At 40.4% G+C, this 21,511-nt stretch carries 22 protein-coding genes; 13 read left to right on the top strand and 9 right to left on the bottom strand.

Annotated features, from left to right (window positions below; genetic code table 11):
• Window positions 1-16 precede the first annotated feature (16 nt).
• From ACFI4Z_RS00975 to ACFI4Z_RS00945, 7 genes are all read right to left on the bottom strand, one after another.
• The gene (locus ACFI4Z_RS00975) at window positions 17-412 is read right to left on the bottom strand and encodes an ExbD/TolR family protein (RefSeq protein ID WP_462668958.1); all 396 of its coding nucleotides are present in this window, start codon (window positions 410-412) and stop codon (window positions 17-19) included.
• 210 nt (window positions 413-622) lie between these two features.
• Entirely contained in the window at window positions 623-1,066 is a 444-nt protein-coding gene (locus tag ACFI4Z_RS00970) for a ferritin-like domain-containing protein (RefSeq protein ID WP_394191669.1), read from the bottom strand.
• A 171-nt stretch (window positions 1,067-1,237) separates the two neighbouring features.
• Window positions 1,238-2,176, bottom strand: coding sequence for a LysR family transcriptional regulator (locus tag ACFI4Z_RS00965; protein ID WP_462668957.1), 939 nt, complete (start codon window positions 2,174-2,176; stop codon window positions 1,238-1,240).
• 15 nt (window positions 2,177-2,191) lie between these two features.
• Complete coding sequence (gene aceK, locus ACFI4Z_RS00960) at window positions 2,192-3,916, bottom strand: bifunctional isocitrate dehydrogenase kinase/phosphatase (protein WP_462668956.1); 1,725 nt, start codon at window positions 3,914-3,916, stop codon at window positions 2,192-2,194.
• A gap of 85 nt (window positions 3,917-4,001) precedes the next feature.
• Complete coding sequence (locus ACFI4Z_RS00955; protein WP_462668955.1) at window positions 4,002-4,490, bottom strand: DUF4124 domain-containing protein; 489 nt, start codon at window positions 4,488-4,490, stop codon at window positions 4,002-4,004.
• 98 nt (window positions 4,491-4,588) lie between these two features.
• A complete protein-coding gene (locus tag ACFI4Z_RS00950; RefSeq protein ID WP_462668954.1) occupies window positions 4,589-6,094 on the bottom strand; it encodes a DUF3413 domain-containing protein in 1,506 nt (501 codons plus the stop codon).
• Between the two features lie 5 nt (window positions 6,095-6,099).
• Window positions 6,100-6,312, bottom strand: coding sequence for a YejL family protein (locus tag ACFI4Z_RS00945; protein ID WP_099294204.1), 213 nt, complete (start codon window positions 6,310-6,312; stop codon window positions 6,100-6,102).
• A 62-nt stretch (window positions 6,313-6,374) separates the two neighbouring features.
• Here ACFI4Z_RS00945 and yejK point away from each other — a divergent pair, with 62 nt between their 5' ends.
• Complete coding sequence (gene yejK / locus ACFI4Z_RS00940) at window positions 6,375-7,388, top strand: nucleoid-associated protein YejK (RefSeq protein WP_462668953.1); 1,014 nt, start codon at window positions 6,375-6,377, stop codon at window positions 7,386-7,388.
• 104 nt (window positions 7,389-7,492) lie between these two features.
• Here the strand turns inward: yejK and rne are convergent, their stop codons facing one another.
• The gene (rne, locus tag ACFI4Z_RS00935; protein ID WP_462668952.1) at window positions 7,493-10,687 is read right to left on the bottom strand and encodes a ribonuclease E; all 3,195 of its coding nucleotides are present in this window, start codon (window positions 10,685-10,687) and stop codon (window positions 7,493-7,495) included.
• Between the two features lie 614 nt (window positions 10,688-11,301).
• Between rne and rluC the strand changes: the two genes are divergently transcribed.
• Both rluC and ACFI4Z_RS00925 read left to right on the top strand, forming a co-directional pair.
• Window positions 11,302-12,267, top strand: a complete 966-nt coding sequence (rluC, locus tag ACFI4Z_RS00930) for a 23S rRNA pseudouridine(955/2504/2580) synthase RluC (RefSeq protein WP_462668951.1) — start codon at window positions 11,302-11,304, stop codon at window positions 12,265-12,267.
• Window positions 12,264-12,911 (top strand): HAD-IA family hydrolase, encoded by a 648-nt coding sequence (locus tag ACFI4Z_RS00925; protein ID WP_462668950.1) that lies wholly within the window; start codon window positions 12,264-12,266, stop codon window positions 12,909-12,911. The genes rluC and ACFI4Z_RS00925 overlap by 4 nt, the downstream gene beginning before the upstream one ends.
• Here ACFI4Z_RS00925 and ACFI4Z_RS00920 read toward each other — a convergent pair.
• Complete coding sequence (locus tag ACFI4Z_RS00920) at window positions 12,908-13,504, bottom strand: Maf family protein (RefSeq protein WP_462668949.1); 597 nt, start codon at window positions 13,502-13,504, stop codon at window positions 12,908-12,910. The two genes, ACFI4Z_RS00925 and ACFI4Z_RS00920, sit on opposite strands and share 4 nt — an antisense overlap.
• A 142-nt stretch (window positions 13,505-13,646) precedes the next feature.
• On the opposite strand from ACFI4Z_RS00920, the gene yceD reads away from it, so the two are divergent.
• The 10 genes from yceD (at window position 13,647) to tmk (ending at window position 21,510) form a co-directional block, all read left to right on the top strand.
• Complete coding sequence (yceD, locus tag ACFI4Z_RS00915) at window positions 13,647-14,171, top strand: 23S rRNA accumulation protein YceD (RefSeq protein WP_462668948.1); 525 nt, start codon at window positions 13,647-13,649, stop codon at window positions 14,169-14,171.
• 9 nt (window positions 14,172-14,180) lie between these two features.
• Entirely contained in the window at window positions 14,181-14,351 is a 171-nt protein-coding gene (gene rpmF, locus ACFI4Z_RS00910) for a 50S ribosomal protein L32 (protein WP_008109865.1), read from the top strand.
• A 12-nt stretch (window positions 14,352-14,363) separates the two neighbouring features.
• A complete protein-coding gene (gene plsX / locus ACFI4Z_RS00905; RefSeq protein WP_462668947.1) occupies window positions 14,364-15,407 on the top strand; it encodes a phosphate acyltransferase PlsX in 1,044 nt (347 codons plus the stop codon).
• A gap of 59 nt (window positions 15,408-15,466) precedes the next feature.
• Window positions 15,467-16,393, top strand: a complete 927-nt coding sequence (fabD, locus tag ACFI4Z_RS00900) for an ACP S-malonyltransferase (RefSeq protein ID WP_462668946.1) — start codon at window positions 15,467-15,469, stop codon at window positions 16,391-16,393.
• A 13-nt stretch (window positions 16,394-16,406) separates the two neighbouring features.
• Window positions 16,407-17,153, top strand: a complete 747-nt coding sequence (gene fabG / locus ACFI4Z_RS00895; RefSeq protein WP_135473712.1) for a 3-oxoacyl-ACP reductase FabG — start codon at window positions 16,407-16,409, stop codon at window positions 17,151-17,153.
• Window positions 17,154-17,393: 240 nt separating this feature from the next.
• A complete protein-coding gene (acpP, locus tag ACFI4Z_RS00890; RefSeq protein WP_016707440.1) occupies window positions 17,394-17,630 on the top strand; it encodes an acyl carrier protein in 237 nt (78 codons plus the stop codon).
• A 113-nt stretch (window positions 17,631-17,743) separates the two neighbouring features.
• Window positions 17,744-18,985 carry a beta-ketoacyl-ACP synthase II gene (gene fabF, locus ACFI4Z_RS00885; RefSeq protein ID WP_462668945.1) on the top strand — a complete coding sequence of 414 codons (1,242 nt, stop codon included), beginning with the start codon at window positions 17,744-17,746 and terminating at the stop codon, window positions 18,983-18,985.
• Between the two features lie 54 nt (window positions 18,986-19,039).
• On the top strand, window positions 19,040-19,867 hold the full coding sequence (gene pabC, locus ACFI4Z_RS00880) for an aminodeoxychorismate lyase (RefSeq protein ID WP_462668944.1): 828 nt from the start codon (window positions 19,040-19,042) through the stop codon (window positions 19,865-19,867).
• A complete protein-coding gene (mltG, locus tag ACFI4Z_RS00875; protein WP_462668943.1) occupies window positions 19,855-20,850 on the top strand; it encodes an endolytic transglycosylase MltG in 996 nt (331 codons plus the stop codon). The genes pabC and mltG overlap by 13 nt, the downstream gene beginning before the upstream one ends.
• 33 nt (window positions 20,851-20,883) lie before the next feature.
• Window positions 20,884-21,510: a dTMP kinase gene (gene tmk / locus ACFI4Z_RS00870; RefSeq protein WP_462668942.1), complete on the top strand. Its 627-nt coding sequence runs from the start codon at window positions 20,884-20,886 to the stop codon at window positions 21,508-21,510.
• Window position 21,511: the final 1 nt, after the last annotated feature.

Here is a 21,511-nt window from a genome sequence, read left to right as displayed (position 1 = left end):
CCCTTTTTTTGATAGTTTAATTAGAAACCAAACTAATTGGATAGTTATCGTATTCTTTAATATTGTTCATTACAGAGACTAGAGTTTGGTGCTGACTATTTTCGTTAGCAGATATTTGCACTGACTTAATTGAGTATTTAGCTGCAAACATAGCTAAATTAGTTGCAACACTTTCAAGATCAATTTGCCTATTAGAAAAATAAATAGCATTGTTTTGATCAATGCTGAAATATGCATTTTTAGTGGGTTTATTAATGCTTGGTTTATCTAAAGGCCTTAGTAACTCAATTCCTACAGGTTTAATAAATGATGTAGTTACAATAAAAAAGATTAAGAGTATGAATACAATGTCGAGCATTGGTGTCATATCTACATCTGCATTATTTTGTTGTATTTCTTGTTTCTTTTTCATATTAGAACCTCATAAAAATTAAAAAGCTGCGGCGCCACAGCGGTTTATTAGGTACCTAATTACAAGACTAGCAGAGGAAGAAAATTGCATGGTTAAATAAATATATTATTTTCATTAATTTTTTGGTTTTATTTGTTATGAAAATCATAGGCATAAATTTTGTAAACAAAAAAGCCCAGCACGTGGCTGGGCTATGGATTTAAGCTGTGTTTAGTGCTTTTTCATTCTGCTCATTTCAGTATGGCAACTTTGCATTGTGAGTAAAACTTTTGATAGTGCAGCTTCACAATCGTGTGGTTGTGGCTTTTTCATGGCTGCTTTAATTTCTTCCAAGGTTTTATCTTCAACTTCTTCAAGCTCTTTTACATACGTTTCATCGTTGTCAGAACTAAATTTAGTGATTAATGATGTGTACGCACGGCGTGCTTCTACAGCGAATGATGAGCCGTCTTCACGTTCACCTTGTTGGTTAATAGCATAAGGCTGTAAGCTTTCAACACTTACTTTACGGGCATCTATCATGCGTTGAAAAAGTGCACCAACTGCAGGGTTTTGGACTTTATCTTGTGCTTTTTCATAAAAGTCTATCCCGCTGTTCATTACTTGGATAATGTCAGTGATATGATTCGCTTCTTGTCCTTGATGGGTATTCATAATAATGACCTCTTTAAGTTTAATGAATTCACTTATGGTAAAGCAATGCGTATACCAGATTTTTAATTCTATAACGTCATGAATTTAAATGCATTTAACTTTAATTAAGTTCTTTAAAGAAAGCTGTTACCAACATACCCAGAAAATTTTACAAGTTATTATGTAATTGTTTTACTTCAACTCCTGCGCTACTTCAGCCACTTTTTGTCTTAGCCATATATGGCTAGCATCCCGATGAAGTAATGGGCTCCATATCATATCTAGTTCAAAAGGAGGTATTGGAAAAGGGGTTTCAAGGATTGTTAAACCTGGGTCATCTATATATATGTTTGCGGCCTTTGAAGGTAATGTGGCAACTAAGTTTTGCTCTTTGGCTAAGTGGATAGCTACGTGATAGTTACGGGTAAATGTAGCTATATTTCTGTGTTTGCCAAAATGTGCAAGAGCCTCATCAACCCACCCCAGTTTTTGCACATCTTTTGGATCCATACCAACACCCACACCAAACCCGGTTTTACTAACCCAAATGTGGCGTGCTTTTAGATAGCTATCTAGGCTAAAGTTTTCAATTATTGGGTTATCTGCTTTTACTAAACAGCAAAAACTGTCTTTCCATATTCTTTTATGATGAAAAGACTGCGGTAAGTTTTCAAAGCGATTAATAGCCATATCAACTTTACCATTTTCTACATCATGAAAGGTCACATCACTAGGAGTAAGTATATCCAAAGTGGTATCGGGGGCTTCTTCATGTAACTTACTAAGTAGTCTAGGAGCGAGCGTGCTTGCAGCATAGTCACTAGCCATTATTCTAAATACACGGTTACTTTGACTTGCTTCAAACTCTCTATTGGGGGCGAGGGTTTCCTCTAGAGTCATTAAAACTCCGCGAATAACGGGTTGTAGCTCAATAGCTCGCTCTGTAGGTACCATACCATCACTGGTACGCACTAAAATAGGATCGTTGAATAAGTTACGTAAACGTTTAAGGCCGTTACTCATTGCAGGTTGAGTAATACTTAGCTGATTGGCTGCGCGCGTAACGTTACATTCACGTAAAAGAGTGTCTAAATACACGAGTAAATTTAAATCTATCTTGCTGATGTTCATTGTGTGTCCTTGCGTTTACCAATGCTTGATAAAACGTTGAGTGCTCGGATAAGGGTAAATATGACTAACCACACCGTTCTTAATATTCTTCTGTGCTTGTTGCCAATAATTTACGTCTAATAACTCCGGATGTGCCTGGGTAAAAATAGCTTTATAACGAGGGTTTGGCATCACAAAGGTACAAAGCTGTTCAGGAAATACATCTTGTGGTGCAACAGAGTAACTTTGCTCATCTGTTAAATAATCGTCATAACTTTTAGCTTTAGGTAAGGCTCTAAAATTCATATCACTTAAATATTGTACTTCATCATAATCGTAAAAAATAATTCGTTTATGGTTACTGACACCGAAGTTTTTCAGCAGCATATCACCGGGAAAAATGTTAACAGCAATCATTTCTTTGAGCGCTTGGCCATATTCAGTGATAGCCGTTAAGGCCTCATCTTCAGTGGCTGATTCTAAAAATAAGTTTAGCGGCGTCATACGACGTTCTATATATAAGTGCTTAATAACAACCAAATCACCATCAATGACCATTGAACCACCGATGGTTTTCTTAAGCTGTGCGAGTAAGTTATCGTCAAAACGTGATAAAGGAAATACGACGTTCGAATACTCTATGGTATCAGCCATGCGGCCAACCCGATCATGACTTTTAACTAATTGGTAGCGTTTTAAAACAGTGTCTCTACCAAATGGCTTACTTTCACCAAACTTGTCTTTAATTACTTTAAACACATAGCCAAATGAAGGGAGGGTAAATACCATCATTACCATGCCAGGCGTACCAGGGGCGATAATAAAGTTATCATCAGAGCGTTCTAAGTGAGTTAGAAACTCTCGGTAGAACTCTGTTTTACCTTGCTTGTGAAAACCTATCGCGTTGTATAATTCAGCCAGTGTTTTATTTGGCATTAACTGATTTAAAAAGCGTACAAGTGCTGAAGGCGCATGGGTTTCCACCATAAAATAAGCCCGAGCAAAGCCAAAGATAACTCGCATCTGTGAAGAGTTCGTAAGTAGTGCGTCTAAATAGAGGCCGTGCTGTTTATGATGTAAAACTGGAATGATAAAGGGTTGAATGCCACTGCTTGATACAACGCGACCGACAATATAGGCCGCTTTGTTTCGATAAAATGGCGTTTGTAATATATCAAAGCGCATTTGCCATGCGCTGTGATGAGTATCGGGAGCTTGTTTATAAAATGCTTTTACAAGTAGTCGTATATCGCGCTCTAAATTTTCAAAATCCGCTCTAAAATCGAATTGGCTAATAATTTTTTTAATCGTGGGTTTTAGGCCATCAATTACCGGGAAGAAACTTCGGTATTCTGCTTCAATTGGCAAAGCTGGTGCATCAGCTAAAGACGTTTCTACAAATATGAAGTTATTATTGAAATAACGTCGATGAAACAATCGGCAAAAGACTGAGTTATAAAACGTCTCGGCGAGCTCTGCTTGAGGATGGAATTGTAAGAATTGCTGGTAATGTTGTTTGCTAGCAAGCCATAAAGTTTCATCGAGTTGATCACTAAAAGCTAAGCAGGCTTTCTTAAGTTTTATTATGGTTTCATTTACACGGTCATCATAATGACTAATTCTTAAATGACTAATTTTGTGCATTTTCGGCCAATCTTGCTCAGCAAACGCTACAGGTGCTTGCGCTGTAATTTCTTGAAATAACCGATAGTGCTTTTTAAAGCCTTTTAGAATAAATTCAGCAATTGTGTGTGCGTGCATGTGGGAGATACTCCTAAAATACGGCCTTAGAGTTATTGCTCTATACTTGTTAAGAGTATGCTAAATATAAGTAAAACCCAATAGATTATTTATATCGTTTTAGCTTTTTTTCAAGTTTTTCAATCTGCTTCTCTACTTTTTTAACATCTCTTAAGTAACGCTTATTAATTGCCTTAAGTTGTTTTTTTATATCTTTGGTAATTCTTTTTGTTTCACTATCACTTAAAATACGCTTTAAACGCTGTTGCTGATTAAATTCAGCACGATCTCTGTCCCGAGAAAGTATATCAAGTGAATGTTGTTTACTACGTATGGTTGAATTAAGGTTACGAACTATTTGTTGTCGTTCGAGCTCATTAAGTGTTTTTACATGATTGGAATTTGGATCAGAAAAGGCAACGTTAGTTTGCTTAATTTTGTGCTCAGTAGCGTTTGTTCCACAAGGAAACTGACTGAATACCGTACCTCTATCAGTAATACATTTATAATAGTCAGTTTTAGCAGCAACGCTTTGTGAAGAAGTAAAAGCGAACGAGAGTGAACAAAGTAGGTAAAAAGTAATATTTATTTTCATAAGGGCTTCCTTGCACTATGACAGTATAATGAAATATAACTTATTGTAGCCAAATCACAAGTGAATCGGCTTATCATATTAAATTAACTTTAATTAAGCTAATCAGTGAATGCCTTTAATTTTTTGATGCTTTGCACTAAAAACGGTATGTCCAAGCCTTGTTCTATCGAAAATCCTTGGGCTGCAGAGACGTTTTTATAATTCCCGTCAGAATCAATTAAGGTAATACGATCTTTTTTGTAAGCTATCAGTACACCTTGTGAATAGGTGACGCCAATATCATCTTTTTTATCATATAAATTTACACCCAACATGCTCTGCTGTGCGACTTTCGCACAATTTAAGTACTCTCCCACACTAGTTGCAATAATATCACTAGGTTGAATTAACCCTTCTACCTGAGTGATTTTTTTATCCGTACTGTAAAGCCTAGAAGTCGTGACGATGTCATTATTGTGTTTAGCAAGGCTAAACGCATAAATGCGAGTATTTTCAGCTAAGCTTAGCGTACTAGGGTCGGTGACTGTTGTGTCGATAATACGTATAGCATGTGTTGAATTATTTTCTTCATTGATATAATCAAATTCAGCAAACCCACTTACGTTTAAGCTACGCTGTTTGTTTGTCCAAGCTGGCATAATTTTATCTTCAAATAATGCTGGCTTGTAATAGGCAGGTAAGCCATACACTAAGCTAAATAGAGTATCTTGGTGATTAACTGGTTGAAGAAATTGCTCAGTTTGAAAAAGGTCGCCATGTTGCTTAGCAAAAGACTCTAATAAGTCATTTTCACTAAATACTAAAATAGCGATGTTTGCTTGTGTATTTGATTCGCAACGAGGGAGTGGATTTGATAATGCGAATTTAATATTTTGGTTAGTCAGCTTTACATTATGAGCTTGCTTATAGCTTTCTATATCAAGCAGATCATTTTTAGCGAGTAAGCTTTTTGCTGTTGTTGGGTACGACAACGGTAAAACGTTATCTTGCTTTGTAATATCAAATTTTAAGTTTGCGTCAGCCCATATATGAATGCTGTGGCTTAATGCAAAGCAAGTAACCAATACAGATGTTGCATAACGGCCAAATTTATATTGCTTTAATCGTGCTAAATGGTGCCAAGTATAATTACTAGCCAACAATTGAAAAGCAAGAATTAGCATTACGATGCCACCTGCAAGTAGTGTAGTTAGTGCCGGAGAGCTGGTTAACGTGTGCCACAACAGTGAAACAATTTCAGGTAATGCTGAGCTACTTAAATGATAACCTAAATTAAAATATACATAGGCATCTAATGTAAGTAACGATGCTCCAAAAGTGGCCAGTATTGCTGCCATACCGCGTATATGTCGCGGGTAAGGAAAAACTAAACTAAGTGGAAAAATCGTCAGCACAAACGCAATGAAGGTGATAAAGCTAGTATGGCTTAGCCATGTTACCAACATATATACATAGCCCATTGTGGTTGTTGGCGCAGAGTCAGCAAATAAGTAACTTAAGCTAATAAGTAATACTAACCCAATATTAGCAAAGGTAAACCAATGGCCCCAGCTTAATAATTGGCTTGCTTTAGACGAAAACTGATTGTGCTGCGATAAATTCATATATGTTATTTAACCGATTGCGCTAATGCTTTTGCAAAGTTATCCGCAACGGCTTGTCTTTTCCCTTTTGGCACATGCTCTTTTAATATATGCGTGATAGAATTTCCTAAACACATAAGACTTAAATCAACCGGCGCATTGTGCTCAGTTAACACATCAATGAGCTGATCGACGATTTGTTCTACTTCATCATTAGAATATTTTGATAAGATTGGCATCAGTTGGTTCAATAAAAGAGTTATATTCTCGTATTTTAACACCAGAGGCGTGAAAAACAAAGATGACAATAGATGTTAAAAAGTTAGTCGTTCATTATGTAGACAAAAAAGACGACGATACGCAAATCCATTTACGCAACGATGAAATGGCCGTTAATGAAAAAGTAGCTGTATTCATTGAACAATTACACCACGCATACAACGGTAAACCAGGCAAAGGGTTTTGTGCTTTCAGTGGCGATAAAAATAGTGTTGTTGCATCAGCAATGCAAAGCTATCGCAATGACGAGCTTGGCTTTTGGCATATGACTGAGCAAGCAACAACGGTATTAAAAGAAGAGTTAAATAAGTATGCGTTTAACGAAACGGGCTATTTAATCTTTTGTCATTATCAATATGTTGCCACTGACTATATGTTGATCGCTATGATCAACATTAAAGAACATTATTCAATTACCTCTGAGCTTGATTTAGCCTCATCACGCCATTTAGATATTTCTCGCATGCAGTTAGCAGCGCGAATTGATCTAACAGGTTGGGATACTCAAGCCGACGACAACCGTTATATCTCTTTTATAAAAGGGCGTGCTGGGCGGAAAGTTGCAGACTTTTTCTTAGACTTTTTAGGCTGTGAAGAAGGCATTGATCCAAAACAGCAAAGCCAAGTTATGCTAAACGCTGTTGAAGATTACCTATCAGAGCAGCAATTTGAAAAATCAGAGAAGGACGACCTACGCAAACAAGTCTTTGATTACTGTAATGACTGTGTAACCACAGGCGAAGATGCCAATGTCAGTGAACTATCACAAGCGCTCACAAAAGGTGACGACAACCCATTTGACAGTTTTTGCAAAGAGCAAAGCTACGATTTAGAAGAGTCATTTCCGGTAGATAAAAAAACCGTCACTAGCATGGTTAAATTTTCCGGCCTTGGTGGCGGCGTGAGTATCAGCTTTGAGCGTAAGCATTTAGGTGAGCGTGTAACCTACAATGAAGCCACTGATACGCTGGTTATTAAAGGTATACCACCGAATCTTAAAGACCAGTTGCAACGGTTTATGGAAAGCGAAGTGTAGGCACTTCGCTTTTTTATCACTAGTAAATAAAATGAGTATTAAAAAGCCGCGTTAATTTTCATTAACGCGGCTTTTTAGTGTGCTTTTAAGCTAAACCAAAGGTGTTAGTCAACACTCATGGTTTTAGTCATTGCAGCGCTTGCGCGACCAGCAGGCTTGATAGAGCCGGCACGTAAACCGCTATCAGGGATAGCTTCACGTTGGTCGTGTGCCATCGCTTTTGGTGTGTGAGCAACATCACTATCAGCAACTGGAGTAGGCTGCGCCATTGGTGCGCTTGCATGTCCTGCAGTAATCACTGTTTTAGTGTTTACGCTAGCAGAAGCTACTTTCGCTGTATCTTCAACTATAGCCGCTTCTTTAGCTTCTACAGGCGTCTCTACAGTACTAATCGGTGCTGCTTCAGCTTCAACTGGTGCTTCTTCAGTTACAGCAGGTGCTTCTTCAGTTACAGCAGGTGCTTCTTCAGTTGCAGCAGGTGCTTCTTCAGTTGCAGCAGGTGCCTCTTCAGTTGCAGCAGGTGCTTCTTCAGTTACAGCAGGTGCTTCTTCAGTTGCAGTAGGTGCTTCTTCAGTTGCAGTAGGTGCTTCGTCAGTTACAACAGGTGCTTCTTCAGTTACAGCAGGTGCTTCGTCAGTTACAGCAGGTGCTTCGTCAGTTACAGCAGGTGCTTCTTCAGTTGCAGCAGGAGCTTGTTCAGCTGTCTCAACCTTTGCTAAATCTTCAGTTGCAACTGCTTGCTCTACTTTCTCAGATGCATCAGTCGCTGTTTCTTCAGATTTCGCTTTTAGTTCTGCTTCATATTCTGCAGCGGCTTGATCAGCTACCGGGATAAATGCAGGTGGCTGCGTACTTTGTGTTTCGCTGCCTTCTTCACCTTGTTCAGGACGACGACGGCGTTGGCCTGCAGCACGAAGGTGACGAGGTGAACGGCGTGAACGAGTTCGAGTTTGACCTTGCTCTTCATCAGCTGATGCATCTTGCTCAGGGGCAGCGTCTTGCACTGGCTCTGATTTTGCTGCTTCTGGTGCTGTCTCAGTGCTCGTATTAGCTTGTGTTTCAACTTGCTCAGCTTCTACAGCAGGTTTAGCCTCTGGTTTTTCTTCAGCGGCTTTAACAGGCTGTTGTACTGCTGGCTGTTCAGTTGCTGTTGACTCTACAGCTGTATTTTCGTCATTTTGCACACGAACTTTCTTGCGAATGTTACGACGTTGACGACGCGCTTTTGGCTTTTGCTCAGTTTTTTCTACGTTAGTGTCTTTATTCTCTACAGACTCATTAACGTCAGTTGCTGGCTTTTTGTCATCAGTACGGTTTTCATTACGCTTACGAGAATTAGGGTTACGACGGCGCTTGTTGCGGTTTTCGTTTCTATTCTCTTTTTGCTCGGTAGTTTTATTATCAACGCTAGCTGTTTCCTCAGAATTGCGCTCATTTTGAGGTTTGTTGCGAGAGTTGTTATTACGGCGACGCTGGTTATTACGACGACGATTATCACCATCGTTATTACGATCACGGCTATTACGCGTGTTCGGTTTATTAGTTTGCGCTTTTTTCTCTGGCTCTTGCTTTTCACTTGAGTCAGCAAATAAAGATTTAAACCAATTACCAATGCTTGCTAACAGGCCTACTTGCTCAGTGGCATTAGGTACAGCTGTTTGTTGCGTTGGAGCTGGTTTTTCAGCCGCTTGAGGAGCAGGGGTTGAAGGCATAACAACACCTTTCAATCTTGGCTCTTCACGTACTGCAACAGCGGGTGTTTTAGAAGTTTCAAACACTTCTGGCTCAGGCGCTACAACTTGGTCGTAACTTACTGTTTCAAGTGTTTCATCTTTACGCAAGCGCATAACTTCGTAGTGTGGTGTTTCCATGTGTTGGTTTGGAATGATAACTACATCACAGCTATGACGTTTTTCGATACGGTGAACGCTACGGCGTTGTTCGTTTAGTAAGTAAGCAGCAACGGCAACAGGCACTTGTGCGTTTACTTGTGCTGTATTGTCTTTAATGGCTTCTTCTTCGATTAAACGTAGGATTGATAACGCAATTGACTCGTTTGAACGAATAGTACCTTGACCACTACAACGAGGACATGGTCCTTGGCTTGCTTCACCTAATGAAGGACGTAAGCGCTGACGCGACATTTCAAGTAAGCCAAAGCGTGAAATTTTACCAATTTGTACACGGGCACGATCTGGGCGAACAGCGTCTTTTAAACGATTTTCTACTTCACGCTGATGACGCGGTGGTGTCATATCGATAAAGTCGATAACAATCAAGCCACCTAAATCACGTAAGCGTAATTGACGGGCAATTTCGTCTGCAGCTTCTAAGTTTGTGTTAAGTGCTGTTTCTTCAATATCACCGCCTTTAGTGGCTTTTGATGAGTTGATATCGATAGAAGTAAGCGCTTCAGTTGGGTCAATTACAATTGAGCCACCAGAAGGCAGACGTACTTCACGTTGGAACGCAGATTCGATTTGGCTTTCGATTTGATAATGTGTAAACAATGGCACTTCGCCAGAGTAAAGTTTTACACGGCTCATAAAATCAGGGCGAAAACGCTCGATATGTGCTTTTGCTTCTTCAAATACGCGTGGTTTATCAATTAAGATTTCACCAATGTCGCGGCGTAAATAATCACGAATAGCACGGAAAATCACGTTACTTTCTTGGTGGATTAAAAACGGTGCTTTGCCGCTGTTAGATGCTTGTTGAATCGCATCCCAGTGCACAAGGAGTGCTTTTAAATCGTAGTTTAGTTCTTCAAACGATTTACCAACACCCGCAGTACGCACGATTAACCCCATGCCTTTAGGCAATTCTAAACGGCTCAATGCTTCTTTAAGTTCAGTACGCTCATCACCTTCAATACGACGTGAAATACCGCCAGCACGAGGGTTATTAGGCATAAGAACTAAATAGCTACCTGCTACGCTGATAAAGGTAGTCAGTGCTGCGCCTTTTTGGCCGCGTTCTTCTTTATCAACTTGTACGATGACTTCTTGACCTTCTTTGATGACGTCACGAATGTTCGGACGACCTTGGAAGGTGTAACCTTGCGGGAAGTAAGTACGAGCGATTTCTTTTAAAGGAAGGAAACCGTGACGTTCAGCGCCGTAATCAACAAAGGCTGCTTCTAATGACGGTTCAATGCGTGTGATTTTGCCTTTATATATATTGGCTTTTTTTTGTTCGTGACCCGGGCTTTCGATATCTAAATCATACAGGCGCTGGCCATCAACCAGTGCTACGCGCATTTCTTCTTGCTGCGTTGCATTGATTAGCATACGTTTCATATTGTTACTCTACTGTGTTATGTCGCTGACATGACGAAACTTTTCGCCTGTTCAGTTGCTCCTGTCGCTTCTTTTTATGCAGTCTCACGACTGGGTCTGTGGCGGAGCTTGGTGCTATATTGTTTTACAAGTATCTTTATGGTGCTGGCTGACAATAACGTGTTGTCACGTTATTAGATTCGTAATGGCGACAAAACTAGCGGCTGTTTTACAGCATCGTATTCGAGTTCTGTGCAGAGTCGACCATTTATTAAATTAACTTGTATATTTACAGCACATCTGCTGAACGGCGTTTTTACGCCGTCACGGTCAGACAAATTATCTGTTCAAATTGCTTTTATTTCTGCAATTAAGACTGTTCATGTTCAAACTTAACTTACGATATATTACGCGCACCGTAGTTAATTGAACGCACGTGTAAACTAGGTCTGTATAAAAGCTTTGGAAAACTTATCTCGGATCTGTATGATCAATTACCTAGAATGTGCATCACGAATGTCTTAATGTGTTAAAAAGCACCGTTGTTATTGCAAATTAAATTTGCGACGGTGATTATCCCACTATTATAACCGTGTTAGCAACTAAATTATTTTACTTAAATCAGTGATTAGGCAATGTCAGAAAAAACCGGCTTACAAGTATCTTTCGTCACGATTACCGAAGACCACCTAGGTCAACGGATTGATAACTTTCTTATTACCCATTTAAAAGGGGTGCCTAAAAGCGCTGTTTATAAAATTCTCCGTAAAGGTGAGGTGCGCGTAAACAAAAAGCGTATCAAACCCGTGTATAAACTTCAGCTTGATGATGTAGTACGCATTCCGCCAATTAAAATTGCAGAGCGCCAAGACGACTTTGTGCCAAGCAAACTTGATAAAGTTAAACAGCTTGAAGACGCCATTTTATTTGAAGACAAATACCTTATTGTGATAAACAAACCCTCGGGTATGGCTGTGCACGGGGGCAGTGGCTTAAGTTACGGTTTAATTGAGGCGTTACGTTCATTACGCCCTGATGAGCGTAGCCTTGAACTTGTTCACCGACTTGACCGTGACACTTCTGGTTGTTTATTAATTGCGAAACGTCGCTCAGTGTTAACTAGTTTGCACGAGCAACTGCGTGAAAAAACTATGGAAAAAAACTACTGGGCACTTGTAGATGGCCAGTGGGAGTCTAAAACCAAGAATGTGAAAGAGGGCTTACGAAAAAATACCTTACAGTCAGGTGAACGCATTGTTCGCGTAGATAATAGTGATGAAGGAAAGCCATCACATACACGTTTTAAAGTGTTAGAGCGTTTTGATGAATGTTCATTAGTGCAAGCTTCACCTGTTACAGGTCGCACGCATCAAATTCGTGTTCATACCCAGTGCCAAGGTCACCCAATTGCTTGTGATGACAAGTATGGCGATCAGGCATTTGATGCGGGTATGCGTAAAATCGGTTTAAACAGATTATTTTTACATGCCCATGATTTGAGTTTTTATCACCCTAAAAACGAAACAACCATGCGTGTTGAAGCGCCACTTGATAAAACCTTAACTAATTGCATAAAAACATTACGCGCTGCTAAATCGTGAAAAATTATAAGTTAGTGATATTTGATTGGGATGGCACAATCATGGATTCGGTGACTAAAATCGTCAATTGTATGCGCGAATCTGCATTAGAGTGTGGCTTAGTTGCGCCAAGTAATGAGGCAATAAAAAATATTATAGGTTTATCGCTTGAGCAGGCGGTTGCAACTTTATTTCCCAATAACGCCAATTTATACGCTGATTTGATTGCAAAATATAAGCATCAGTATAAAAAGGTTGATGCAACACCCACGCCTTTATTTGCTGATGTAGCAGATACATTGGCAAGATTGAGAGACAAAGGCGTTAATTTAGCGGTAGCAACTGGTAAAAGCCGCGTAGGGCTTGAGCGCTTATTGAATGAAACAAAACTTGGTCATTATTTTGCGGCCACACGCACAAGTGACGATGCACAATCCAAACCTTCACCTGAGATGTTGCTGCAGCTATTGAGTGAGCTGGGTGTAAGTGCCAGTGAAGCGCTGATGATTGGTGACACTAAAATTGATATGGCGATGGCTCAAGCTGCGCATATTGATCGTATAGGCGTCACCATGGGTGTGCATAATGAAGTGCAGCTAAACGAATTTGAGCCAGTAGCTACGGTTGGCTCATATCAGCAATTATCTGCGCTGTTACTCGACTAGCTGGCTTGGTTATCTAGTACATCTAAACCGAACTCAGCCAACATTTGGCTGAGTTTAATTAGTGGTAGTCCAATTAAGCTATTTGGGTCATCGCCACTGAGTTTTTCAAATAAACAAATACCAAGTCCTTCGCTTTTAAAGCTCCCTGCGCAGTTGTACGGTTGTTCGGCATCACAGTAAGCACTTATTTGTGCCAATGTGAGTGTTCTGAATGTGACCTCAAAAGGTTCTACGATGGTTTTCGATGTGTCGGTATTTAAATCGTACACAGTTAAACCGGTTAAAAAAATGACGGTATTTGCACTAAATAAGCTCAGTTGTTTGATAGCGTTTTCTTTATTATGCGGCTTTCCTAATATTTGATCATTAAAAACCGCCACTTGATCTGAGCCAATGACCAGTCCGTTATCAAATTTACTTTTTGCGGCTTGGGCTTTTAATGCACTTAAACGCATAACTAGCTGGCTAGGTGATTCGTTTGCGATAGGTGTTTCGTCAACATCGGGGGAAAAACTGGCAAACGGAAGATTAAATTTTTGCAATAAAGACTGACGAAAGGGTGAACTTGAAGCTAAAATAAGCGAGTGGTGCATGGATTATTTTCCTAATGAAAATCAGATTGAGTTAGGATAAATCAGATCCGTTGGCAAAACAAAGAAATGAATCAGGAAAAACCAGTGTAAAATGGTTTTTTACTTTGACTAACCAAGTAACTATCTATATGATGCAGCCCCTATGCAAAAGGTGAAAATTCCCATCACTCTTCATCCAGGTAAAGCAGCTCAGCACCGTTTAAGTTATGACGGTCTTGTCCAGCTTGAAAAACTGACTCGTTTACGAGAAGTTATCCAGGAAGAAGTAGGTGAAATAGCGGTAAAAATTCATTGCAAGAACGATGAGCAAGGTTTGGTTGTTATCCGCGGCAATTTGTCGACACACGTAACTGTAACTTGTCAACGTTGTAATGGTGATTTAGGGTTGGATTTGGATCAAGACTTTGTGTATTCGCCAGTCGGTTTGGATGCAGAGTCAGATGATCTTCCAGAAGACTACGATGAAGTAGCACTTGATGAAAATGGTGAAATAGACGTTTTTGATTTAATCGAAGACGAACTACTTTTAGCAGTGCCATTAGTGCCTACACACAACGAAGCTTCATGCAGTTATTCAGCAAAGCCTGCCAGCTTTGGTGTATTAAAGGCGGAAGATGATAAACCAAATCCATTTGATATTTTGAAACAACTTAAGAAAGATTCTTAGGAGAAGACTATGGCTGTACAAAAAAGCAAAAAGTCTCGTGCAAGACGCGGCATGCGCCGTTCACACGATGCGATCAGTGGTCCAACTTTAACTGTAGACCAAACATCTGGTGAGACTCATCGTCGTCACCACGTGACTGCAGATGGTTACTACAAAGGCGTTCAAGTAATTTCTAACTAAGAGATTGCTTATATGCTGACCAATCTAACCATTGCGTTAGATATGATGGGGGGCGATTATGGCCCCCGTTCATCTATCCCCGCAGCCGTTAACGCGGTAAATGCCAATGCCAACTTAAGACTCATCTTATGTGGTAACGAGCAAGTAATATCTAATGAACTCGATTCTCTCGATTCTTTATCTCATCCAAGATTAATTATTCGTCACTGTAGTGAAGTGGTCACTAATAGCTGTGAGCCTGCATTAGCAGTACGTTCAAAAAAAGATTCATCAATGCGCGTAGCCCTAGATTTAGTTAAATCTGGTGAGGCTCAAGCGTGCGTAAGCGCTGGTAATACCGGTGCCTTACTTTTTATGGCGCATTACGTGTTAAAAATGCTGCCTGGAGTAAAACGCCCAGCATTGATTTCAGCGGTTCCAACCGAACAGAAACACCCTGTATATTTACTTGATTTAGGGGCAAACGTGCATTGCGATGCGCAAACCTTATACCAGTTTGGCATTATGGGCTCTGTGGTTGCAGGTCAAGCGCTCGGTTGTGATAACCCCAAAGTAAGCTTATTAAATATCGGCTCAGAAGATATTAAAGGGCATGAAGATATTAAACAAGCCGCACAGCTTATGCAGCAATGTGATTACTTAAATTACACCGGTTATAGTGAAGGCAGTGATATATTTACTGGTAAATCTGATGTTATCGTGTGTGAAGGTTTTGTCGGTAATGTTGCCCTTAAAACCTGTGAAGGCATTGCTAAGCTTATTATGTTTAAGCTTACAAAAGCACTTAGAAAGCATTTTTTCTATAAATGCATGGCTTTTATGTTACGCCCTGTCATAAAAAAACTCTATAAAAGGGTGAACCCCGACCAGTATAACGGCGCTTCTCTGGTAGGATTGCGCGGTATTGTTGTAAAAAGCCATGGAAATGCATCAGCTAAAGCATTTCATGCTGCTATCGATGAAGCCGCTAGAGAAGTAGAACGTCAACTTCCAGAAAAAATAGCCGCTATCTTCGAGCAAACACATTCAACTAAAAAAGTAACCGCTGACGAGTAATTTACGATGTCAGGCGTTTACTTAAACATTTTTTATTTGTTTAATTAAAAGAGCAAAGTATGGCACAAAAAATCGCACTTGTTTTTCCAGGTCAAGGCTCACAATCTGTGGGTATGTTAAGTGAATTACTTGCAGAGTCTGACATTGTAAAAGCAACATTTGCTGAGGCATCAGATGCACTTGGCTATGACTTAGCAGCACTCGTACTGAATGGTCCAGAACAAGAATTAAACCAAACCCACCGTACCCAACCTGCTTTATTAACCGCTTCGGTTGCCATTTATCGTCAATGGTTAGCTGCTAACCCAGACGCAGAGGTTACTATGGCTGGTCACAGTTTAGGTGAATACTCTGCACTAGTGTGTGCAGACGTACTTAGCCTTGCTCAGGCTGTTAAGCTTGTAGAAAATCGTGGTTTATACATGCAAGAAGCTGTACCTGCGGGTGTGGGTTCAATGGCTGCGATCATCGGCCTGGGTGATGATGAAATAAAAGCAGCTTGTAGCGCATCAGCGCAAGATGAAGTTGTAGCACCGGTAAATTATAACTCTCCAGGGCAAGTGGTTATTGCAGGCCACAAAGCGGCCGTAGATAGAGCTTCACAAGCGTGTAAAGAAGCGGGTGCTAAACGTGCATTGCCATTATCTGTTAGTGTACCTTCACATTGCGAGCTTATGAAGCCGGCAGCTGATAAGTTAGCAGCTGATCTAGCCGCTTTAACATTTAATACACCTAAGTGTGATGTAATCAATAATGTTGATGTAAGTGCAGAAAATGCAGCTGATGCAATAAAAGATGCATTAGTACGTCAACTTTATAGCCCAGTTCGCTGGACCGAAACAGTTCAAGCATTAGTAGCACGGGGTATTACCCAAAGCTATGAGTTTGGCCCAGGTAAGGTATTAACGGGTCTAGCAAAACGTATTGATAAAGCAATGGTATGTGGCTCGGTTAACAGCCAAGCCGCCATTGATGAAGCTAAATAAGAGTAGGATAGTAATGGCAAATTTATTTTCACTAGAGGGCAAGGTAGTCCTAATTACTGGTGCAAGTCGTGGTATTGGTAAAGCGATTGCAACAACGTTGGTTGCACAAGGTGCGAAGGTAGCAGGAACTGCTACGAGCGAATCGGGTGCTGCTAAAATCAGTGAATATTTAGGTGATAATGGTAAAGGTTATGCGTTAAACGTAACCGATCCTGCATCGATTGAGGCAACACTTGCTGCTATAAAAGCAGATTTAGGCGATATTGATGTTTTAGTTAATAATGCGGGTATAACCCGTGATAACTTATTAATGCGTATGAAAGAGGGTGAGTGGGACGATATCATCGACACCAACTTAAGCTCTATATTCCGCCTATCAAAAGCGGTATTACGTCCAATGATGAAGAAAAAGAATGGCCGCATCATTAACATTGGCTCGGTAGTGGGCACAATGGGTAATGCAGGACAAGCTAACTACGCTGCAGCTAAAGCGGGCGTAATTGGTTTTTCTAAATCATTAGCGCGTGAAGTTGCATCACGTGGTATAACGGTAAATGTTGTTGCGCCTGGGTTTATTCAAACTGACATGACTGACGAGTTGACAGAAGAGCAAAAAGCAGCAACGCTTGCTAATGTACCTGCAGGTCGTTTAGGTCAACCAGACGAAATTGCGGCTGCTGTTTGCTATTTAGCGTCAGACGCTGCTGCATATGTTTCGGGTGAAACGCTGCACGTTAACGGCGCAATGTACATGGTTTAAGGAACTTTGTTCCTAGTATGATTTGAGCAAGTTTAACGAAAAATGTTGAATTTTTTGTGATCTTGCTTTAAACATACTTGAATTCGTTGTTAAAATAAGCGATAAAAGACACAAATAACCCTCAAGAGGTTTGACCAGATAAATAATTATCAGCAAATCCTTGAATCACAGAATTATGCGCCGTAAACTACGCCGCAATCTGAAAATAACGCATTGGCGTTTTTAATAAAGGAAAGAAGAATGAGCGACATCCAAGAACGCGTAAAGAAAATCATCATTGAGCAACTAGGTGTTAAAGAAGAAGAAGTAAAGCACGAAGCTTCTTTCGTAGATGACTTAGGCGCAGATTCACTTGATACTGTTGAATTAGTAATGGCTCTTGAAGAAGAGTTTGACACTGAGATCCCAGACGAAGAAGCTGAAAAGATCACTACAGTACAAGCTGCAATCGATTACGTTACAGCTCACGCTGAGTAATCAATCGCAAATTAAGGGCAGCATTCGCTGCCCTTAATCTATCCGTAATATGATACTAATTAATTTAGTACACACCCCACCTAAAATAATAATTCCCTTATTGGAGGCAACCCGTGGCTAAACGTCGAGTAGTCGTAACTGGCTTAGGAATGTTGACACCGCTAGGTAACGATGTTGAATCAACCTGGCAAGGCTTGTTAAACGGCAAAAGTGGTATTCAAACTATCACGCATTTCGATACTTCAAGTTTTGGTACCAAGTTCGCAGGCTTGCTGAATGATTTTAATGCGTCTGACTTTAATATGTCGCCTAAAGATGCTAAAAAAATGGATTTGTTTATCCAATATGGCATCGCGGCGGGTGTACAAGCACTACAAGATTCTGGCCTTGAAATCACAGAGCAAAACGCACCGCGCGTTGGTGTTGCTGTTGGTTCAGGCATTGGTGGTTTAACGTTAATCGAAGAAAACCACATAAAACTATTAAACAGTGGCCCACGTAAGCTTTCTCCTTTTTATGTGCCGTCGACTATTATCAATATGATCTCGGGTCATTTATCGATAATGCACGGTCTACGTGGTCCAAATATTTCGATTGTCACAGCCTGTACTACAGGTTTACACAACATCGGCCATGCAGCTCGTATGATTGCATACGGTGATGCTGATGCCATGGTAGCAGGGGGCGCTGAAAAAGCCTCGACACCAATTGGTATGGGTGGCTTTAATGCAGCTCGCGCACTTTCAACGCGTAACGATGACCCACAAGCAGCGTCACGCCCTTGGGATAAAGACCGTGACGGTTTTGTGCTTTCAGATGGTGCAGGTGTAATTGTACTTGAAGAATACGAACACGCTAAAGCACGTGGCGCTAAAATTTACTCAGAACTCGTTGGCTTTGGTATGAGCGGTGACGCATATCACATGACATCGCCACCTGAAGATGGGGCAGGTGCAGCCCTTGCGATGGAAAATGCGTTAAATGACGCAGGCGTAAACGCTGATCAGGTAGGTTACATTAACGCTCACGGTACCTCGACTAATGCAGGTGATAAGGCTGAAACCTCCGCGGTTAAATCTATCTTTGGTAATGCTGCAAAAGATGTGATGGTGAGTTCATCTAAATCAATGATGGGTCACTTACTTGGTGCTGCAGGTTCGGTTGAATCAATTATTACTATTTTGTCGTTACAAGATCAAAAAGTAAGCCCAACAATTAACCTTGATAACCCTGACGAAGGCTGTGATTTGGATTATGTTCCTCACACTGCACGTGATGCTAAATTAGACTACGCATTATGTAACTCGTTTGGTTTTGGTGGTACTAATGGCTCGTTGCTATTTAAAAAGGTATAATCTTTTTAAACAACGAGACAGAATAATAGCCCAGTTGTGACTGGGCTTTTTTATATGCAGAATAAACAGCGAATACAACAAAACATAATCACTGAACAGCCTAGCGTTGTTAGCAGTCGTGATCGCGGTATAAACTATGGCGATGGCTTTTTTACTACAGCAAAGATTATTGACGGCAATGTAGAGCATTGGTCATTGCATCGTGCGAGATTAATTGAGTGTGCAAGCCGCTTAGCATTTCCTGAAATAGAGTTTATTGAACTCGAAGCCGTAATCAACCAACTTATTGCAACACAAGAATGTGCTGTTCTTAAAGTGCTCGTTACGCGGGGCGAAGGTGGTCGAGGATACGGTTTACCAGAACAGCCGATATTAAACATTGTGCTCAGTGTTGTTGATTTTCCATCTCATTACGAAGCATTGGGTTCAAAAGGCCTTAGCTTAGCTGTTAGCCCCATTAAATTAGCATCTCAACCACTACTTGCAGGGCTAAAAACATTAAACAGGTTAGAGCAAGTAATGATCAAACAAGCCATGCAAACACAAGATTGTGATGATGTATTGGTTCTTGATTATCAAAACAATGTTATAGAAACCTCAGCAGCCAATGTATTTGCAGTTAAAAGTGGGCGGGTCTTTACCCCTTTACTTAATGAGTGTGGAATTAAAGGAGTTTACCTGCAATCGTTATGTGCTAAATTGCCCCTTGAGTTTGTGGACTTAACATTAGAGCAATTAGCACAAATGGATGCAGTGTTTGTCTGTAATAGTTTAATGGGCGTCATACCAGTAAAAGCGATTAATAATGTTCACTTCGATATTAATAATAGTTTAAGCGTATTAAATGGTTTAATCGCCAAGGAGTTTACGTGTCAAAAGTGATAATAGGTATTATAGCTTTAGCCTTGTTAACAACAGGGATAGGCTATCAACAATTACAAGCAACCATTAATAGTACGCTAGCTGTTCCCGCCAATATCCAATTTGAAGTAAAAAATGGCACTGGGTTTAATAAGCTATGCCAGCAGTGGCAGGCAAAAAAATGGTTAGATAGCTGCTTTAAGTATCAAATAGTGGCAAAATTAGACCCTAGCCTTACTGATTTGAAAGCGGGCCTTTATGAGCTAAACCAAGGTAGCGTAATTGATAATATCAGGCGTATAAATGAGGGTGAACAAGTTAGCTTTAGTTTTACAATTATCGAAGGGCAAACATTACGGGATGTGCTCGCTACAATTGAAAATGCAGCTAATTTAAACCAAGATTTAACTCAGGATAACTTAAGTCAACAAATCTTAGGCTCAGATCAGCATTTAGAAGGCTGGTTATACCCAGATACATACCACTACCATGCTGGCGATAGTGCAAGCTTATTGCTCAAGCGTGCGCACACTTTAATGAAACAGATTTTAGCTGATGCTTGGCAGCAACGTGCCGATAATTTGCCAATTAATTCTGCGTACGAGGCGTTGATCATGGCATCAATTATCGAAAAAGAAACCGGCCTTGCCAGCGAGCGACCTATGATAGCGTCTGTGTTTACTAACCGACTTAATTCAAAAATGCGTCTACAAACCGATCCTACCGTCATTTATGGTCTAGGGACTGATTATGATGGCGATATTAAACGCAAAGACTTAACCAGTTACACACCGTATAATACCTATAAAATAAATGGTTTACCGCCAACGCCAATTGCAATGCCCTCGAAGGCGGCGATTTTAGCAGCGGTCAACCCACCAAAATCTGATTATGTATATTTTGTTGCGAAAGGAGATGGTAGCCATCAATTTTCAAAAACACTTAAAGCACATAACAAAGCTGTGCAAGATTACTTACGTTATCAAAAACAATTAAGTAACTAGCCAGTCGCAATCTGAATTACTAAAAGAGATACCATGACAGCAAAATTTATTGTGATCGAAGGGCTAGAAGGAGCGGGTAAGTCAACTGCTATTTCAATTTGTCAGCAGTTTTTAACCCAGCATAATGTTGATTTTGTCAATGTACGAGAGCCCGGTGGTACACCGCTTGCTGAGCAACTTCGCAGTTTGGTAAAAGCAAACCACCAAGAGACCATAGCCAGCGAAACTGAATTGTTGATCATGTATGCCGCGCGTTCTCAATTAGTCAATAATGTTATTCGCCCTGCGCTTGATAATGACCAGTGGGTACTTGGCGATCGTCATGACTTATCGTCACAAGCGTATCAAGGTGGTGGGCGCGAGATAGCGCATTCAACTTTATCGGCACTTTCAGATATCGTTTTAAAAGGGCTAAAGCCTGATTTAACTATTTACTTAGACATTGAGCCGTCAATTGGTTTGGCGCGAGCGAAAGGTCGTGGCGAATTGGATAGAATTGAGCAAGAAGCGCTGAGTTTTTTTGAGCGCACTCGTGCACGCTATCTAGCGCTTGCTAATAACGATGATTCCATTAAAACGGTCAATGCAAATCAAACGATGGCGCAAGTTCATAACGATATTATTGCGGTATTAGAGCAATTTATGCAAAGTAATAACTAAT

It is taken from the genome of Pseudoalteromonas sp. RWi3 (assembly GCF_054960735.1).
The sequence above is the reverse complement of the archived record's forward strand: the minus strand, read 5'-3'. Positions and strand labels throughout refer to the sequence as shown.

Coding starts and splice junctions, on each gene's coding strand:
- ACFI4Z_RS00975 (WP_462668958.1), bottom strand. CDS start 412: ATGAAAAAGAAACAAGAAATACAACAAAATAATGCAGATGTAGATATG.
- ACFI4Z_RS00970 (WP_394191669.1), bottom strand. CDS start 1,066: ATGAATACCCATCAAGGACAAGAAGCGAATCATATCACTGACATTATC.
- ACFI4Z_RS00965 (WP_462668957.1), bottom strand. CDS start 2,176: ATGAACATCAGCAAGATAGATTTAAATTTACTCGTGTATTTAGACACT.
- aceK (WP_462668956.1), bottom strand. CDS start 3,916: ATGCACGCACACACAATTGCTGAATTTATTCTAAAAGGCTTTAAAAAG.
- ACFI4Z_RS00955 (WP_462668955.1), bottom strand. CDS start 4,490: ATGAAAATAAATATTACTTTTTACCTACTTTGTTCACTCTCGTTCGCT.
- ACFI4Z_RS00950 (WP_462668954.1), bottom strand. CDS start 6,094: ATGAATTTATCGCAGCACAATCAGTTTTCGTCTAAAGCAAGCCAATTA.
- ACFI4Z_RS00945 (WP_099294204.1), bottom strand. CDS start 6,312: ATGCCAATCTTATCAAAATATTCTAATGATGAAGTAGAACAAATCGTC.
- yejK (WP_462668953.1), top strand. CDS start 6,375: ATGACAATAGATGTTAAAAAGTTAGTCGTTCATTATGTAGACAAAAAA.
- rne (WP_462668952.1), bottom strand. CDS start 10,687: ATGAAACGTATGCTAATCAATGCAACGCAGCAAGAAGAAATGCGCGTA.
- rluC (WP_462668951.1), top strand. CDS start 11,302: ATGTCAGAAAAAACCGGCTTACAAGTATCTTTCGTCACGATTACCGAA.
- ACFI4Z_RS00920 (WP_462668949.1), bottom strand. CDS start 13,504: ATGCACCACTCGCTTATTTTAGCTTCAAGTTCACCCTTTCGTCAGTCT.
- yceD (WP_462668948.1), top strand. CDS start 13,647: ATGCAAAAGGTGAAAATTCCCATCACTCTTCATCCAGGTAAAGCAGCT.
- rpmF (WP_008109865.1), top strand. CDS start 14,181: ATGGCTGTACAAAAAAGCAAAAAGTCTCGTGCAAGACGCGGCATGCGC.
- plsX (WP_462668947.1), top strand. CDS start 14,364: ATGCTGACCAATCTAACCATTGCGTTAGATATGATGGGGGGCGATTAT.
- fabD (WP_462668946.1), top strand. CDS start 15,467: ATGGCACAAAAAATCGCACTTGTTTTTCCAGGTCAAGGCTCACAATCT.
- fabG (WP_135473712.1), top strand. CDS start 16,407: ATGGCAAATTTATTTTCACTAGAGGGCAAGGTAGTCCTAATTACTGGT.
- acpP (WP_016707440.1), top strand. CDS start 17,394: ATGAGCGACATCCAAGAACGCGTAAAGAAAATCATCATTGAGCAACTA.
- pabC (WP_462668944.1), top strand. CDS start 19,040: ATGCAGAATAAACAGCGAATACAACAAAACATAATCACTGAACAGCCT.
- tmk (WP_462668942.1), top strand. CDS start 20,884: ATGACAGCAAAATTTATTGTGATCGAAGGGCTAGAAGGAGCGGGTAAG.